Origin of the sequence: Allostella sp., assembly GCF_041913585.1 — a bacterium.
Taxonomy (GTDB): Bacteria; Pseudomonadota; Alphaproteobacteria; order ATCC43930; family Allostellaceae; genus Allostella.
Genome location: NZ_JAYSFE010000116.1, coordinates 1 through 14,439, shown reverse-complemented (window position 1 = coordinate 14,439; position 14,439 = coordinate 1). Strand labels below are relative to the sequence as shown.

At 71.1% G+C, this 14,439-nt stretch carries 14 protein-coding genes and 1 pseudogene; 3 read left to right on the top strand and 12 right to left on the bottom strand.

Annotated features, from left to right (window positions below; genetic code table 11):
* From ACE3Q3_RS18825 to ACE3Q3_RS18775, 11 genes and pseudogenes are all read right to left on the bottom strand, one after another.
* Positions 1 to 335, bottom strand: a pseudogene (locus ACE3Q3_RS18825) (GTPase HflX); the annotation flags it as partial.
* Positions 336 to 399: 64 nt separating this feature from the next.
* Positions 400 to 651, bottom strand: a complete 252-nt coding sequence (gene hfq / locus ACE3Q3_RS18820; RefSeq protein WP_142208952.1) for an RNA chaperone Hfq — start codon at positions 649 to 651, stop codon at positions 400 to 402.
* 100 nt (positions 652 to 751) lie between these two features.
* Positions 752 to 1,399 carry an HAD family hydrolase gene (locus ACE3Q3_RS18815; RefSeq protein ID WP_374448715.1) on the bottom strand — a complete coding sequence of 216 codons (648 nt, stop codon included), beginning with the start codon at positions 1,397 to 1,399 and terminating at the stop codon, positions 752 to 754.
* On the bottom strand, positions 1,396 to 2,277 hold the full coding sequence (locus ACE3Q3_RS18810) for a D-amino-acid transaminase (RefSeq protein WP_374448714.1): 882 nt from the start codon (positions 2,275 to 2,277) through the stop codon (positions 1,396 to 1,398). Before ACE3Q3_RS18810 ends, ACE3Q3_RS18815 begins: the two co-directional genes overlap by 4 nt.
* Before the next feature lie 54 nt (positions 2,278 to 2,331).
* Positions 2,332 to 3,708, bottom strand: a complete 1,377-nt coding sequence (trkA, locus tag ACE3Q3_RS18805) for a Trk system potassium transporter TrkA (protein ID WP_374448712.1) — start codon at positions 3,706 to 3,708, stop codon at positions 2,332 to 2,334.
* Positions 3,709 to 3,724: 16 nt separating this feature from the next.
* Positions 3,725 to 5,128 (bottom strand): sigma-54-dependent transcriptional regulator, encoded by a 1,404-nt coding sequence (locus tag ACE3Q3_RS18800; RefSeq protein WP_374448711.1) that lies wholly within the window; start codon positions 5,126 to 5,128, stop codon positions 3,725 to 3,727.
* Positions 5,118 to 7,304, bottom strand: coding sequence for an ATP-binding protein (locus ACE3Q3_RS18795; RefSeq protein WP_374448710.1), 2,187 nt, complete (start codon positions 7,302 to 7,304; stop codon positions 5,118 to 5,120). Before ACE3Q3_RS18795 ends, ACE3Q3_RS18800 begins: the two co-directional genes overlap by 11 nt.
* Before the next feature lie 142 nt (positions 7,305 to 7,446).
* Positions 7,447 to 8,892: a nitrogen regulation protein NR(I) gene (gene ntrC, locus ACE3Q3_RS18790; protein WP_374448707.1), complete on the bottom strand. Its 1,446-nt coding sequence runs from the start codon at positions 8,890 to 8,892 to the stop codon at positions 7,447 to 7,449.
* Positions 8,892 to 10,010: a nitrogen regulation protein NR(II) gene (locus ACE3Q3_RS18785; protein ID WP_374448705.1), complete on the bottom strand. Its 1,119-nt coding sequence runs from the start codon at positions 10,008 to 10,010 to the stop codon at positions 8,892 to 8,894. The genes ntrC and ACE3Q3_RS18785 overlap by 1 nt, the downstream gene beginning before the upstream one ends.
* A complete protein-coding gene (gene dusB, locus ACE3Q3_RS18780) occupies positions 10,010 to 10,996 on the bottom strand; it encodes a tRNA dihydrouridine synthase DusB (RefSeq protein ID WP_374448703.1) in 987 nt (328 codons plus the stop codon). Before dusB ends, ACE3Q3_RS18785 begins: the two co-directional genes overlap by 1 nt.
* Before the next feature lie 100 nt (positions 10,997 to 11,096).
* A complete protein-coding gene (locus ACE3Q3_RS18775; protein WP_374448701.1) occupies positions 11,097 to 11,909 on the bottom strand; it encodes an inner membrane protein YpjD in 813 nt (270 codons plus the stop codon).
* A gap of 96 nt (positions 11,910 to 12,005) precedes the next feature.
* Between ACE3Q3_RS18775 and ACE3Q3_RS18770 the strand changes: the two genes are divergently transcribed.
* From ACE3Q3_RS18770 to ACE3Q3_RS18760, 3 genes are read left to right on the top strand one after another with little or no spacing between them, the layout of a single operon-like run.
* Positions 12,006 to 13,178, top strand: coding sequence for a bifunctional 2-C-methyl-D-erythritol 4-phosphate cytidylyltransferase/2-C-methyl-D-erythritol 2,4-cyclodiphosphate synthase (locus ACE3Q3_RS18770; RefSeq protein ID WP_374448699.1), 1,173 nt, complete (start codon positions 12,006 to 12,008; stop codon positions 13,176 to 13,178).
* On the top strand, positions 13,175 to 13,654 hold the full coding sequence (locus tag ACE3Q3_RS18765; protein ID WP_374448698.1) for a phosphatidylglycerophosphatase A: 480 nt from the start codon (positions 13,175 to 13,177) through the stop codon (positions 13,652 to 13,654). Before ACE3Q3_RS18770 ends, ACE3Q3_RS18765 begins: the two co-directional genes overlap by 4 nt.
* Positions 13,651 to 14,151 (top strand): CinA family protein, encoded by a 501-nt coding sequence (locus ACE3Q3_RS18760; protein ID WP_374448696.1) that lies wholly within the window; start codon positions 13,651 to 13,653, stop codon positions 14,149 to 14,151. Before ACE3Q3_RS18765 ends, ACE3Q3_RS18760 begins: the two co-directional genes overlap by 4 nt.
* Here the strand turns inward: ACE3Q3_RS18760 and ACE3Q3_RS18755 are convergent.
* Positions 14,120 to 14,439, bottom strand: a 320-nt coding sequence (locus ACE3Q3_RS18755; RefSeq protein WP_374448693.1) for a type II toxin-antitoxin system RatA family toxin, incomplete at its 5' end; no start/stop codon positions are given. The genes ACE3Q3_RS18760 and ACE3Q3_RS18755 overlap by 32 nt on opposite strands.

The following is a 14,439-nucleotide window of genomic DNA, read 5'->3' as shown; positions in this document are numbered from 1 at the left end:
TGGGTGCGGGCGCGGGCGCCGAAGATCTCCAGGATCAGGCCGGTGCGGTCGATGACCTTGCACTTCCAGGCCTTCTCCAGGTTGCGCTGCTGCACCGGGGTGACCGCGGCGTCGACGATCACCACCTCGGCCGGCGCCTCCTCGGCCAGGAGCTTGCCGATGCGCTCGACCGTGCCGGTCCCGAAGAGCGTCGCCGGGCGCGGCTGATCCAGCCGCACCACTTCCTCGTGGGCGACCGTCAGGTCGATGGCGGCGGTGAGGCCGACCGCTTCGGCCAGCCTCGCCTCCGGACTGCGAATGTCGTCGCGGCCGGCGCGCAGCGCCGGGTGGAGCACGTAGGCCCGTCCCGCAGCGGCGGCCTTGCCGTCGCCGCGGTCTTCGCCCGCATCCGCGGGCGGCTCAGCTATCGGAGTCGTCCTTGCCCCCGTCGAAAAGCTGGATCGGCTGCGCCGGCATCACGGTCGAGATCGCGTGCTTGTAGACCAGCTGGGAATGTGCGTCCCGGCGCAGCAGGACACAGAAATTGTCGAACCAGGTGATGATGCCCTGCAACTTCACCCCGTTGACGAGGAAGACGGTCACCGGTGTCTTGTTCTTGCGAACGTGGTTCAGGAACACATCCTGGACGTTCTGGTTCTTCTCCGACGACATTGTCGTTGTTCCTGTTTCGTTGTTGGGGTCTTATTCGACCCGGGTGTGCTGTACCCGGCGACTGGGAACGACGCAAGTCCCATGCCGGTTGCCCGACCTGCTACAACAGCGCAGCCAACCCCGGGCAGCCCCGTAGATGGACATGCGGGGCGCAACTGTCAAACTCTTCGCCGAGGGTTTCTTCATCGCGCACGAGCACCGGCGTGCAGCCGGCGGCGAGCGCGCACTGCATGTCGACGCCGGCGTCGCCGACGAACCAGACGTCCGGGCCGGCGACGATGCCGCTGCCGGCGAGCGCCGCATGGACCGGATCGGGCGCCGGCTTGTCGGCAGCCGCGTCGGTCGCGCCGACGATGCGTCCGAAGCGCCGGCTCCAGCCGAGATGCTCCGCCTCGATGCGGAGATACCGGCCGTGCTTGTTGCTGACGATGCCGAGATAGAGGCCGCGTGTGCGGGCGCGGTCGAGCAGGTCGATCGCGCCCGGCATCGGGCGCAGGCCCTCCAGGTGGCGCTCTTCGAATGTCGAGTAGAAGATCCGCTCCGCCTCCCGCCAGCGGTCGCCGAAGAGTTCCGGGAACGTGTCGCGGGCCGACTTGCGGACCCGGGCCCGGCACTCGGCCTCGCTCCAGGTCGGCTTCGCCATTGCCTGGAACGCCGCATTGAGCGCGCCCGAGATGACGGCCCAGTTGTCGACGAGCGTGTTGTCCCAGTCGAAGAGAATGGCGCGGGGCGCCGTCGGCGCCGTCATGCCGCCGCGCCCTGCTCCGCCGCCTGCTCGGTCATGTGGACGAGGTAGGCCTCGCGCAGGCTCTTGGCGACCGGCCCCGGCTTGCCGTCGCCGACGAGCGCATCGTCGATCCGCACGATCGGCGTCACGAAGGCGGTCGTGCTGGTCAGGAAGGCTTCGCGGGCGTTCTTGGCCTCCTCGACCGTGAAGGGACGCTCGACGAACTTCAGCCCCTGCTGCCGGGCGATGATCTCCAGCACGGCGATGCGGGTGATGCCGTTCAGGATCGCATGGTCGGCCTTGCGGGTGACCACCTCGCCCTCCTTGGTCACGATCCAGGCGTTGGTCGAGGTGCCCTCGGTGACGGTGCCGTCGCGGGCGTCGACCTGCCACGCTTCGAGGGCGCCCGCCTCGCGCGCCTGCTGCTTGCCGAGGCAGTTCGGCAGCAGCGACACCGTCTTGATGTCGCAGCGTTCCCAGCGGATGTCGGGAATGGTGATGACCTTGGCGCCGTCGCGCAGCAGCGCCGGGTTGGCGGGCTTGGTGCGCTTCGCCGTCATCACCACCGAGGTCTCGGCATTGGCCGGAAACGCGTGGTCGCGCGGGGCGACGCCGCGGGTCATCTGGATGTAGATCAGCCCGTCGACGACGCGGTTGCGGCGCACGACCTCGCGCATGATGTGCGCCAGCGCCGGGCGCCCCATCGGCCGCGCGATCCGGAGCTCGTCGAGCGACCGCTCGAGGCGGATCATGTGCCCTTCCTCGTCGATGAGCGCGCCGCGGGCGACCGCGATGACCTCGTAGACGCCGTCGGCGAACTGGTAGCCCCGGTCTTCGACATGGACGGCGGCTTCGGGGTGCGGGACGTACTGGCCGTTGACGTAGGCGATGCGCGACATGGGGGCCTCTCGGGAGCGATGCTCGGGACAAACGGGCGGGCGGCGGGCTGGATATCAGAAATACTCGAGCCGCACCGCGAACATCTTCTCGACCTTGCGGACCGCGCCGGTGGTCGCCATCAGCACCACCCGGTCGTCGGCCTTGATGACGCTCGATCCGCGCGGCGTGATGACCGTCGCGCCGCGGACGATGGCGCCGACGATGATGCCCTCCGGCAGGTCGATCTCGCGCAGCGGCCGGCCGACCAGTGCCGAGGTCGCCATCGCCTCGGCCTCGATGATCTCGCCGAAGCCCTCGCGGAGCGTGTGGACGCGCCGGATGCGGCCGCGCCGGACATGCTGGAGGATATGCGAGACGGTGATCGAGCGGGGGTTGACGACGGCGTCGATGCCGAGATTGGTCACCAGCGGCTCGTAGCTCGGCTTGTTGATGAGGGTGACCACCCGCTCCGCGCCGAGGCGCTTGGCCAGGATCGAGCTCAGGATGTTGACCTCGTCGTCGTCGGTGACGGCGATCATCGTCTCCGCCGTGCCGACATTGGCCTCCTCCAGGATCTCGGTGTCGAGCCCGTCGCCGTTCAGCACGACGACGCCGCCGAGCCGCTGGCAGACCTCGGCCGCCCGCGCCTTGTCGAGCTCGATGATCTTGATCGAGACCTCGGGGAAGCGCTCCTCGATCTCCCGCGCCAGATAGAGGCCGATGCTGCCGCCGCCGACGATGACGACCCGGCGTCCCGGCTGCTCCTCGTGGCCGAAGGCGGCCATGGCCCGCGCCACATGCTTGGCGTCGGCGACGAAATAGACCTCGTCTCCGGCCAGGAGCATCGCGTCGTCGTCGGGAATGACCGGCTGGCCGTTGCGGATCAGGCCGACGATGGTGATGGCGAGATCGGGAAAGAGGCCGGTGAGCTGCCGCAGCGGAGTGTTGACGATCGGGCAGTCGGCCGGGCAGCGCACGCCGACGACGCGGACCAGCCCGTCGGCCATGGAGAGGACGTCGAAGGCCCCCGGAACCTCGAGCTGCCGGGTGATGGCGTGCGCCACCTCGATCTCCGGCGAGATGATGACGTCGATCGGCAGGTGCTCGCTCGAGAAGAGCTGGCGCCATTCCGGCTTCTGGTAGATCTGGGCCCGGATGCGGGCGATCTTGGTCGGAACGCTGAAGAGCGCGTGCCCCACCTGGCACGCCACCATGTTGACCTCGTCGGCATGCGTCACCGCGATCAGCATGTCGGCGTCCGCCGCCCCGGCCTCCGCCAGCACGTCCGGGTGCGAGGCATGGCCGACGATGCCGCGCACGTCGTGGCTGTCGGAGAGGCGCTGGACGAGTTCGGCCGACTGGTCGATGACGGTGACGCTGTTGCCGCCGGTCGCGAGATAGCGGGCGATGCTGCTGCCCACCTGCCCCGCGCCGCAGATGACGACCTTCATCGCCGAGACCTCGTCGTCACGGGGCGACGCGCAGCTGGCGCTCGTCGCCGTTGACGCCGAGCGACTTCAGCTTGCGGTGCAGTGCCGAGCGTTCCATGCCGACGAAGGAGGCCGTGCGCGAAATGTTGCCGCCGAAGCGCGTGAGCTGCGCCAGCAGGTACTGGCGCTCGAACACCTCGCGCGCCTCGCGCAGCGGCAGCGTCATGATCTCGCCCGCCTTGTCCCAGCGCAGCACGGCCGGCGTCGTCTGGCCGATCTCGGCGGGCAGCATGTCGGCCCGGATCGGCTCCCGCCCGTCGCCCGGCGCCATGATGAGCAGCCAGTCGACGACGTTGCGGAGCTGGCGGACGTTGCCGGGCCATTCGTAGGCCTGGAGCGCCGCCAGCGCATCCTCGCCAAGGGGCCGCGGCGGCAGGCCGGAGGCCTCGGCCGATCGCGCCATGAAGTGGCGCGCCAGCACCGGGATGTCCTCCCGGCGCTCGCGCAGCGACGGCACCCGGATCGGCACGACGTTGAGCCGGTAGAAGAGATCCTCGCGGAAGCGCCCGGCCGCCATTTCCGCCATCAGGTCGCGGTTCGTCGAGGCGATGACGCGGACGTCGACTTCCACCCGCATCGACCCGCCGACCCGCTCGAACGTCTGGTCCTGCAGCGCCCGCACGATCTTGCCCTGGGTCTCGAGCGGCATGTCGGCCACTTCGTCGAGCAGCAGGGTGCCGCCGTGCGCCAGCTCGAACGTGCCGACCTTGCGGCGCCCGTCGGCGCCGTCGGCGGCCTCGGTGCCGAAGAGTTCGACTTCCAGCCGCTCCGGCCGCATCGTCGCGCAGTTGAGGACGACGAACGGGCCGTCGGCGCGGCGCGAATGGCCGTGGACGAGGCGGGCCACCACCTCCTTGCCGGCGCCGGCGGGGCCGGTCACCAGGACCCGGCTGCCGGTCGGCGCCACCCGGTCGATGGCCTGGCGGATGTGGGCGATCGCCGGCGACTGGCCGACCAGCTCGACCGGGCCGCCGGTGCGCAGCCGCAGCTCCTCGTTCTCGCGGCGCAGCCGCGCCGCCTCGATCGCCCGCTCGATCAGGACCAGCAGACGGTCGGTCTTGAACGGCTTCTCGACGAAGTCGTAGGCGCCGAGCTTGATCGCCTGGACCGCGGTCTCGATCGTCCCGTGGCCGCTGATCATCAGTACGGGAAGGTTGGGATGCTCGCGGCGCAGGGCCTCCAGGATGCCGATGCCGTCGAGCTCGCTGCCCTGCAGCCAGATGTCGAGGATGACGAGGCTCGGCCGCCGCGCCCGCACCGCCGCCAGCGCGGCCCGCGAATCCCCGGCCTCGCGGGCGGCGTAGCCCTCGTCGCGCAGGACGCCCGCGATCAGCATGCGGATGTCCGCTTCGTCGTCGACGATCAGGATGTCATGCGCCATGGGTGCCGGACTTTCTTGCGGGCGTCTCCACATCCGTCAAGGGCGTTTCCGCCACCGGTACGACCGCGGGGTGGGGAATCACCAGCGTGATCCTGGCCCCCCCGCCCGGACGGTCGTCCAGCAGCAGATCGCCACCGTGATCCTCCATGATCTTCTTCACGATGGCGAGCCCCAGTCCGGTTCCTTTGGCGCGGGTCGTGACGTAGGGCTCGGTCAGGCGATCCCGGCCTTCGGTCGGCAGGCCCCGTCCGTTGTCCTGGACAACGATCCGCGCCGCGTCTTCGTCCCAAGAAAGGCGCACCTCGACCGACCCCTGCGGTCGTTCGGCGGCCTCGGGCCGGCCGTCGATCGAGTCGACCGCGTTCTGCAGCAGGTTGGTCAGTGCCTGGGTGATCTGGCGGCGGTCGCAGCGGACCGGCCGCCGCCCCTCCTCGGGCATCTCCAGCCCGAAGCGCAGGTCCGGCCGGGCACTGCGCTGCAGGAAGACCGCCTGGCGGCAGATGTCGCCCAGATCCTCCTGGCGCATGACCGGCGCCGGCATGCGGGCGAAGGCGGAGAACTCGTCGACCATGCGGCCGATGTCGCCGACCTGGCGGATGATGGTGTCGGTACAGAGCTGGAAAGTCTCGGGATCCGAGGTGACTTCCTTGGCATAGCGCCGCTTCAGCCGCTCGGCCGAGAGCTGGATCGGGGTCAGCGGGTTCTTGATCTCGTGCGCGATCCGCCGTGCGACGTCGGCCCAGGCGGCCTTGCGCTGCGCCGACAGGAGCTCGGTGATGTCGTCGAAGGTGACGACGTATCCGAGCGTGTCGTCGCCGGACTTCTCGGCGGCGAGCCGGACGATGAGGGTGCGCTTGCGGCCGTCGCGGACCAGTTCGACATGGCCTTCGATCGAGCGGCCGTCGCCGTCGCGCACCTGGCGCAGGAGCTCGGCCATCTCGGGCACCGCCTGGGCGAGATCGGCGCCGATCCACTGGTCGAGGTCGATGCCGAGGAGCAGGCTCGCCGAGCGGTTGGGCAGGTTGACCGCCCCTTCGCGGTCGAGCCCGACGACGCCGGCGGACACGCCCGCCAGCACCATCTCGGTGAAGCGGCGCCGCGTCTCCAGCTGCTGGTTGGCTTCGACCAGGTCGGCGCGCTGGGTGTGGAGCTGCCGCGTCATCCGGTTGAAGGCGCGGCTCAGGGTGTCGATCTCGTCACCGTTCTCGCGCTCGCGGACGCGCACGTCGAGATCGCCGCCGCGCACCCGCTCCGCCGCCTCCACCAACGACCCCAGCGGGCGGGCGAGCCGGTTGGCGAGCATCAGCGCCGCCCACACCGCCGCCAGCAGCAGCAGCAGGGCCACGACCAGGAAGAGCAGCCCGAAGGTGATCTGGATGCCCGAACGGCGGCCCTCGAGGTCGCGATACTCGGCGACCGCCTTCTCGGTCCGCTCGAGGTGGCCGATCACCCGCGGATCGATGAAGCGCCCGACATAGAGGAAGGCGTTGCCCTCCTCGTCGAGCCGCGTCAGCGCCCGCACCCGGTCGTCGCTCTCGCTCGTCAGCACCGCGATCATGCCGGTGCGGGCTTCCGCCATCGCCCATTCCGGGACCGGATCGAACTCCAGCGCGAAGCTGATGCTGGAGCGCGCCAGGACGCGACCGGTGCGATCGAAGACCATCGCCTCGCCGAGGCCGCGGACCCGCGCCTGGGTGGCGACGATCTGGTTGAAGCGCTGCGGGTTGCCGATCAGCAGCGAGGCGTCGCGGTTGAGGTCCGCCGCCATCGCCGAGACGTCGGCCCGGATGACGTTCTGGTGCTCTTCGAGATAGGCGTAGGCGACGGCGCGGGATTCGACGACGGCGGTGCGCACCGTCTCGCTGAACCAGTTCTGGATGCCGAAATTGAAGAACAGGAACGAGAACACGGCGACGACGATGGTCGGCGTCACCGAAAGCAGGCTGAAGAGCGCGACGAAGCGGACATGGAGCCGCGCGCCGGCCATGCCGCGGCGCCGCTGCACCCACAGCGCGACAAGCCGCCGCGCCACCACCGCGCCCAGCAGCAGCAGCAGGACGAGGTCGAGATTGAGCAGCAGCAGGACCGTGTTCGGGTCGGGCCCGAACGGCGGCTTGCTGGTGATGACGACATAGGTGGTGATGCCGGAGACGAGCGCGGCGATCGCGAGCGCCACCGCGAGCTTCCGCGCGAGCCCGATCCGACTGAGCCAATGCAGCAGCCGCTTCGGCCGGCTATCGCCGCCTAACGCGGGGTCCGTGGTCATCGATGCGCCTGGCAGCGGGCGATCCGTGGCGCTCCCACGAATCCAACGGCGGTCAACGTACCCCGCGCACCACCTGGATGTCCAACTCGCGGATCTTCTTGCGCAACGTGTTCCGGTTGAGCCCCAGAAGCTGCGCCGCCCGGATCTGGTTGCCGCGCGTCGCCGTCAGCGTCAGGGAGATGAGGGGCCGCTCGATCTCCCGCAGGACGCGGTCGTAGAGGCCGGCCGCCGGCAGGGCCTCGCCATGGGCCGAGAAATATTCCTTCAGGTGCCGCTCGGCGGCCGCTCCCAGCCCTTCGCCGGTCGGAGCGTCGGCGACGACGGTGCCGGCCGCCTGGACCTCGGCCAGTTCCTGCTCGACGACGTCGACGCCGATCGTCTCCTGGGCGTAGAGCGCCGCCAGCCGGCGCACCAGGTTCTCCAGCTCGCGGACGTTGCCCGGCCAGCGATAGGCCTTGAGCCGGTCCATCGCCTGCTGGTCGATGGTCTTGAGCGGCAGTCCCTGCCGGGCGACCTGGGCGAGGAAGTGGCGCACCAGGGCCGGCACGTCCTCGGTCCGCTCGCGCAGCGGCGGCAGCCGGATCGGGACGACGTTCAGGCGATAGAAGAGGTCCTCGCGGAAGAGGCCCTGGCGGATCATCTGGCGCAGGTCGCGGTGGGTGGCGGCGACGATGCGCACGTCCGTGCGGATCGGCGTGCGCCCGCCGACCGCCGTGTACTCGCCCTCCTGCAGCACGCGCAGGAGACGGGTCTGCGCCTCGATCGGCATGTCGCCGATCTCGTCGAGGAAGAGCGTCCCGCCCTGGGCCTGCTCGAAGCGGCCGGCCGAGCGGGTGGTGGCGCCGGTGAAGGCCCCCTTCTCGTGCCCGAACAGCTCGCTCTCGATCAGCTCGCGCGGGATGGCGGCCATGTTGATGGCGACGAACGGGCCGGCCCGCCGCTTGCCGAAATCGTGCAGCGCGCGCGCCACCAGCTCCTTGCCGGTGCCGGACTCGCCGAAGATCATGACCGTCAGGTCCGTCCCCATGAGACGGGCCAGTACGCGGTAGATCTCCTGCATCGCCGGCGAGCGGCCGATGAGGGGCAGCTGCTCGTCGCCGTCGGGCAGATCATCGGTGGCGGCCGGCGGCTTCGGCTGGGTCAGCGCGCGCTCGACCGTCGCCACCAGCTCGCGCAGGTCGAAGGGCTTGGGCAGGTACTCGAAGGCGCCGCGTTCGGTCGCCTTGACCGCGGTCAGCAGCGTGTTCTGCGCGCTCATGACGATGATGCGCAGTTCCGGCCGCAGCTTCTTGATGCGCGGGACGAGGTCGAGGCCGTTCTCGTCCGGCATCACCACGTCGGTGATGACGAGGTCGCCCTCCCCCTCCTCCACCCAGCGCCACAGCGTCGCGGCGTTGCCGGTGGTCCGGACATCGTGCCCGAGCCGCCCGAGGGCCTGGCTGAGGACGGTGCGGATCGCCCGGTCGTCGTCGGCGACGAGGATCGTCGCGCCGGCCATCAGACGGCGTCCCCGGGCTCGACCATCGGCAGCTTCAGCCGGAACGTGGTCCGGCGCTGCTGGCCGTCGTACTCGATGAGCCCGCCATGGTCGTCGACGATCTTGGCGACGAGCGCGAGGCCGAGCCCCTTGCCGTTGTGCTTCGTCGTCACGAACGGATCGAAGAGGTTGGCGCGAAGATGTTCCGGCACCCCGCTGCCGTTGTCCTGGACGGTGACGGCGAGCGGCAGGTGCAGCCGGCTTTCGCTTCCGGGCACCGCCAGCCGGACGCCGTGCTGGTAGGCCGTCGACAGCATGATCTCTCCACCTTGCTCGGGTACGGCCTCGGCCGCGTTCTTCACGAGGTTGAGCAATACCTGTACCAGCATGTCCCGGTTGCCCAGGACGGGGGGCAGCGAAGGGTCGTAGAGCTCGACGAAGCGCACGCCGCGGGCGAAGCCGGTCTCGGCCAGGCGACGGACATGCTCCAGCACTTCGTGGATGTTGACGGCGGTGCGCTGGATCGGCCGGCTGTCGGAGAAGACCTCCATGCGGTCGACGAGGGCGCAGATGCGGTCGGTCTCGTCGCAGATGAGGCGGGTCAGCTCGCGATCGGCCTCGCTGGCGTTCTGCTCCAGGAGCTGGGCGGCGCCGCGGATGCCCGAAAGCGGGTTCTTGACCTCGTGGGCCAGCATCGCCGCCATGGCACCGACCGAGCGGGCGGCGCCGCGGTGGGTGAGCTGGTGGTCGATGCGCTCGACGATCGAGCGCGGCTGCAGCGTCACGACGCAGTGGGTCGGGCCTTCGCCGATGGGCGCCACCTGCACGGTCACCAGTTGCGAACCGGTGCGCGGGGTGTCGACGCCGATCCCGTGCTCCACCATCCGGCCGCCCGTCTCGCGCACCTTGGCGACGAGCGCGCAGACCGGGCTGTCCGCGGGCAGCAGCGCGTCGAGCGGCCGGCCGACCATGGTCGGCATCCCCATGTCGAAGAACTGCTCGGCGGCGGGGTTGGCGAAGCGGACGGCGAGCCGCTCGTCGACGACGAGGACGGGATCGACCAGGGTCGCGAGGACGGCGGCCGCGTCCACCTCCGGACGCTGGGGGCGGCGGGCCCAGGCGAGCGCGCGGCGGCCCATCAGGCGGCCATCCGCTCGAGCTGGGGGTCGTAGAAAGCGTGGATCAGCTCGCAGACCCGAGCCGGCTCGTGGACCTGGTTGACGCGGGCCCGGAAGTCCGAAGAGCCCGGCAATCCCTTGCTGTACCAGCCGACATGCTTGCGCGCGACCATCAGGCCGGGCTCGCGGCCATAGTGCGTCAGCATCGCCTCGTAGTGCTCCAGCAGGATGTCGCGCTGCGCCGCGAGCGTCGGGTCGGGCAGGCGCCGGCCGCTGCGCAGGAACTCCATCGCCTGGGCCAGGAACCACGGCCGCCCGTAGGCGCCGCGGCCGATCATCACGCCGTCGGCGCCGGACTGCTCGCGGATCCGCGCGACATCGTCGAGCGTCGTGACGTCGCCGTTGGCGACGACCGGGATGCGGACGGCCTCCTTCACCTGGCGAATGAACTCCCAGTCGGCCCGGCCGGCGTAGAACTGACAGCGCGTGCGGCCATGGACCGTGACCATGCGGATGCCGCACTCCTCGGCGATCCGGGCGAGCCGCGGGGCATTGCGGTTGGCGTCGTCCCAGCCCGTGCGCATCTTGAGGGTGACCGGCAGCGGCACCGCCTTGACCGTCGCCTCCAGGATGCGCGCGGCATGGAGCTCGTCGCGCATCAGGGCCGAGCCGGCGTGCCCGTTCACGACCTTCTTCACCGGGCAACCGAAGTTGATGTCGATGATCTGGGCGCCGCGGTCGGCGTTGAGGCGCGCCGCCTCGGCCATCACCGCGGGCTCGCAGCCGGCGAGCTGGACCGCCATCGGCTGCTCGTCGGCCTCGCTCGCCGCCATGCGCAGGGTCTGGCGGGTCTGCCGGATCATCGCTTCGCTGGCGATCATCTCGGACACGACGAGGCCGGCGCCGTGGCGCTTGACCAGGCGGCGGAACGGAAGGTCGGTGACGCCCGACATCGGCGCGAGGATGACCGGGGCCTCGAGGGCCACGGGACCGATATGAATGCTCATTTGTTGGGCAATCTCTCTATATGCTCAACAGTTAGGCAGAATATACCGTTTCTGCTGCACTGCAACCAAGAAATCGACGGCCCGCCGCCGTCGGCAACCGTCACGCGGCGACGCGCGCCAGGACCACGTCGGTGACGAACTTGACGCCCGGATAGCCCAGCGTGAGCAGCAGCCACGCCACCAGCGCCAGCCGCGCGCCGCGCCGCCCGCGCGTACCCCAGCGCGCATGGGCGAACAGGAGAACCGCCAGGACGAGGAAGGCCGCGATCGACAGCACGGTCTTGTGGTCGAGGCGGATCCAGCGTCCGAGGGTCAGGGAATCGAGGACGAACCCGCTGACCAGACCGCAGCCGAGGACGAAGGTGGCGGCGGCCAGGGCGCCGAAGGCGATGCGGTCGCCCTCGGCGACGGCGGGCAGCCGCCGGGTCAGGAAGGTCGGGCGCTTCCAGCGCAGCGCCGATTCCTGGAGCGCGACGGCAAGCGCGGCCACCCCGGCGATGCCGATCAGCGCGTAGGTCGCCACCGCGACCGCGATATGCACCCAGAGCCAGGTCGAGGTCGCCGCCCGCAGCGGCTGCTCGGGCGCATGTCCCCAGGCGAGCGCCAGCACGGCCAGCACCAGCAGATAGGGCAGCAGCAGCGGCGCCAGCCGGGCCGCGGCGCGGTCCCAGGCGGCGAGCGCCGCGAAGGCCGCGGCCGTCGCCGCGATCGAGACCCAGAGCGCATAGGCGAAGCCGGTCCGCCAGCCATGGTCGCCCAGCACCAGCGCCAGCAGTGCCGGCCCCGCCGCCGCGACGCCGATCGAGGACCAGAACACCCAGTCGCGCCGTCCCGGAACCGGCCGGAAGGCGGCAAGCGTCGCCGGCACGAGCGCGGCTGCGGCCAGGATCGGCAGGACGGCGGAAAACGGCATGGCCCTCTATACATCGTCCGCTGCCGCCAATCGATCGTCGCAGGGCTCGGCCTCTGCCCTTTCCCCGCGACGGTCGAGCGACTAGGGTCCGCCGGCATGTCGTCGACGATCGGACAGGGAGTGCAGGCCCTGGTGGTGGCGGCCGGGCGCGGCCTGCGCTTCGGCGGCGCGCTGCCGAAGCAGTACGGCCGGCTCGCCGGGCGGCCGGTGCTCCGCCATGCGGTCGAGGCGCTGCTCCGCCATCCCGGCGTCGACGGCGTGCGGGTGGTGATCCACCCGGACGACCGGGAACTCTACGAGGCCGCCACGGCCGGCCTGGCGCTGGCCGACCCGGTAGCCGGCGGCGCCACCCGGGCAGACTCCGTCCGCAGCGGGCTGGAAGCGCTGGTGCCGGTGGCGCCGCGCTGCGTGCTGGTGCATGACGGCGCCCGCCCGCTGGTCGATCCCGATCTGGTCTCGCGGGTGCTGGCGGCGCTCGACGACCACGCCGGCGCGGTGCCCGCGGTGCCGGTCGCCGACACGCTGAAGCGGGCCGCCGGCGACGGCACGGTCGCGGAAACGGTGGCGCGGGCCGGCCTGTGGCGGGCGCAGACCCCGCAGGGGTTCCACTTCCAGCGCCTGCTCGCCGTCCACCGCGGCCGGCCGGCCGGTCTGGAGCCGACCGACGACGCCCAGCTCCTGGAACTGGCAGGCGAGCCCGTGGTTCTGGTCCCCGGATCGGAGGACAACATCAAGATCACCCACGACGGCGACCTCGCGCGCGCCGAGCGCATGTTGCAGGGGCCGGCCGGCGAGATCCGCGTCGGCACCGGGTTCGACGTCCACGCCTTCGCCGCCGGCGACCATGTCTGGCTGGGCGGCCTGCGGATCGCCCACGATCGCGGCCTCGCCGGCCATTCGGACGCGGACGTGGCGCTCCACGCCCTCACCGATGCGGTGCTGGGTGCGATCGGCGCCGCCGATATCGGCCACCACTTCCCGCCGTCCGACCCGCAGTGGCGGGGCGCCGCCTCGGACCGCTTCCTCGCCCATGCGGCAGGCTTGGTCGCCGCCCGCGGCGGCGCCGTCGTCCATGTCGACCTGACCATCGTCTGCGAGCGCCCCAAGATCGGCCCGCACCGCGCCGCCATGGTGGCGCGCATCGCCGGCATCCTCGGCATCGCGCCGGACCGGGTCAGCGTCAAGGCGACGACGACCGAAGGGCTGGGCTTCACCGGCCGGCGCGAAGGCATCGCCGCCCAGGCGGTCGCGACCGTGCGGCTGCCGTGACGGCGCGGCCGCCGGTCGGCTTCTTCCACCCGGCGCACCTGGTGGCGACCGGGTTCGGCGTCGGCCGCATTCCCTGGGCACCCGGAACCTGGGGCTCGGCGGCGGCGCTCGCGCCCGGAGTGGCCCTGCACTGGTGGCTGGGGCCGCTCTGGCTCGCCGTCGCGGCCCTGTTGGTCCTGGCCGCCGGCGCCTTCGCGACCGAGCGGCTGCTTGCCCGCGGCGCCACGCACGATCCGCCCTATGTCGTCGTCGACGAGATCGGCGGCCAGTGGCTGGCCCTGGTGCCGGCAGTGCCGGACCCGCTCTCCGTCGGTCTCGCCTTCGTCTTCTTCCGGCTGTTCGACGTCGCCAAGCCCGGGCCGATCGGCTGGGTCGATCGCAACCTGGTCGGCAGCATCGGGGCGATGCTCGACGACGGGCTGGCCGGCGTCGCCGCCGCGCTCGCGCTGGCGGCCGTGCTATGGTGGCTGCCATGACCGACGAATGGACCGAACCGCTGGCCGACCTCGCGATCCGGGCGCTTGGCGAGTGCCGGGCGCGCGGCCTGATGGTGGCGACGGCCGAATCCTGCACCGGCGGCCTCGTCGCCGCGGCGCTGACCGAGATCGCGGGCTCCTCCGACGTCGTCGAGCGCGGCTTCGTCACCTATTCCAACGCCGCCAAGGCGGAGATGCTGGGCGTCCCGATGCCGCTCATCCAGGATTTCGGCGCGGTCAGCGCCGAGGTCGCCCGCGCCATGGCCGAGGGCGCCATCCGCAACTCCGCCGCCGCCGTCGCCGTCGCCGTCACCGGCATCGCCGGACCCGGCGGTGCCACCCCGACCAAGCCGGTCGGCCTCGTCCATTTCGCCGCCGCCGGGCGCGGTCAGGCGACCGTCGACGAACGCCACGTCCTGCCCGGAGACCGGGCGGCCATCCGCCGCCGCGCGGTCGCGATCGCCCTCAGGATGATCCGAGAGGCGGCGGCGCGATAGCGGGCGTCCCGTAGAGCGCCCGTGCCCGGCCCTCGAAGGCCGCGACCATGCGGCGGACGGCCTCGTGGAACAGCACCTCGATGACCTTCTGCAGGGTGCGCGAGCGGAATTCGAACTCGACGTAGAAGTCGATCCGGCAACCGCCCTCTGCCGGCTCGAAGATCCAGTGGTTGCGCAGGTGCTTGAACGGCCCGTCGCTGTAGGCGACGTCGATGCGGGTCTTCGGCGTCAGTCGCACCCGCGAGGTGAAGCGCTCGCGGATCATCTTGAAGCCGATCATCAGGTCGG

Excerpts from the sequence above, each read along its gene's own strand:
- hfq (WP_142208952.1), bottom strand. The coding sequence starts at position 651 with ATGTCGTCGGAGAAGAACCAGAACGTCCAGGATGTGTTCCTGAACCAC.
- ACE3Q3_RS18815 (WP_374448715.1), bottom strand. The coding sequence starts at position 1,399 with ATGACGGCGCCGACGGCGCCCCGCGCCATTCTCTTCGACTGGGACAAC.
- ACE3Q3_RS18810 (WP_374448714.1), bottom strand. The coding sequence starts at position 2,277 with ATGTCGCGCATCGCCTACGTCAACGGCCAGTACGTCCCGCACCCCGAA.
- trkA (WP_374448712.1), bottom strand. The coding sequence starts at position 3,708 with ATGAAGGTCGTCATCTGCGGCGCGGGGCAGGTGGGCAGCAGCATCGCC.
- ACE3Q3_RS18800 (WP_374448711.1), bottom strand. The coding sequence starts at position 5,128 with ATGGCGCATGACATCCTGATCGTCGACGACGAAGCGGACATCCGCATG.
- ntrC (WP_374448707.1), bottom strand. The coding sequence starts at position 8,892 with ATGGCCGGCGCGACGATCCTCGTCGCCGACGACGACCGGGCGATCCGC.
- ACE3Q3_RS18785 (WP_374448705.1), bottom strand. The coding sequence starts at position 10,010 with ATGGGCCGCCGCGCGCTCGCCTGGGCCCGCCGCCCCCAGCGTCCGGAG.
- dusB (WP_374448703.1), bottom strand. The coding sequence starts at position 10,996 with ATGAGCATTCATATCGGTCCCGTGGCCCTCGAGGCCCCGGTCATCCTC.
- ACE3Q3_RS18775 (WP_374448701.1), bottom strand. The coding sequence starts at position 11,909 with ATGCCGTTTTCCGCCGTCCTGCCGATCCTGGCCGCAGCCGCGCTCGTG.
- ACE3Q3_RS18770 (WP_374448699.1), top strand. The coding sequence starts at position 12,006 with ATGTCGTCGACGATCGGACAGGGAGTGCAGGCCCTGGTGGTGGCGGCC.
- ACE3Q3_RS18760 (WP_374448696.1), top strand. The coding sequence starts at position 13,651 with ATGACCGACGAATGGACCGAACCGCTGGCCGACCTCGCGATCCGGGCG.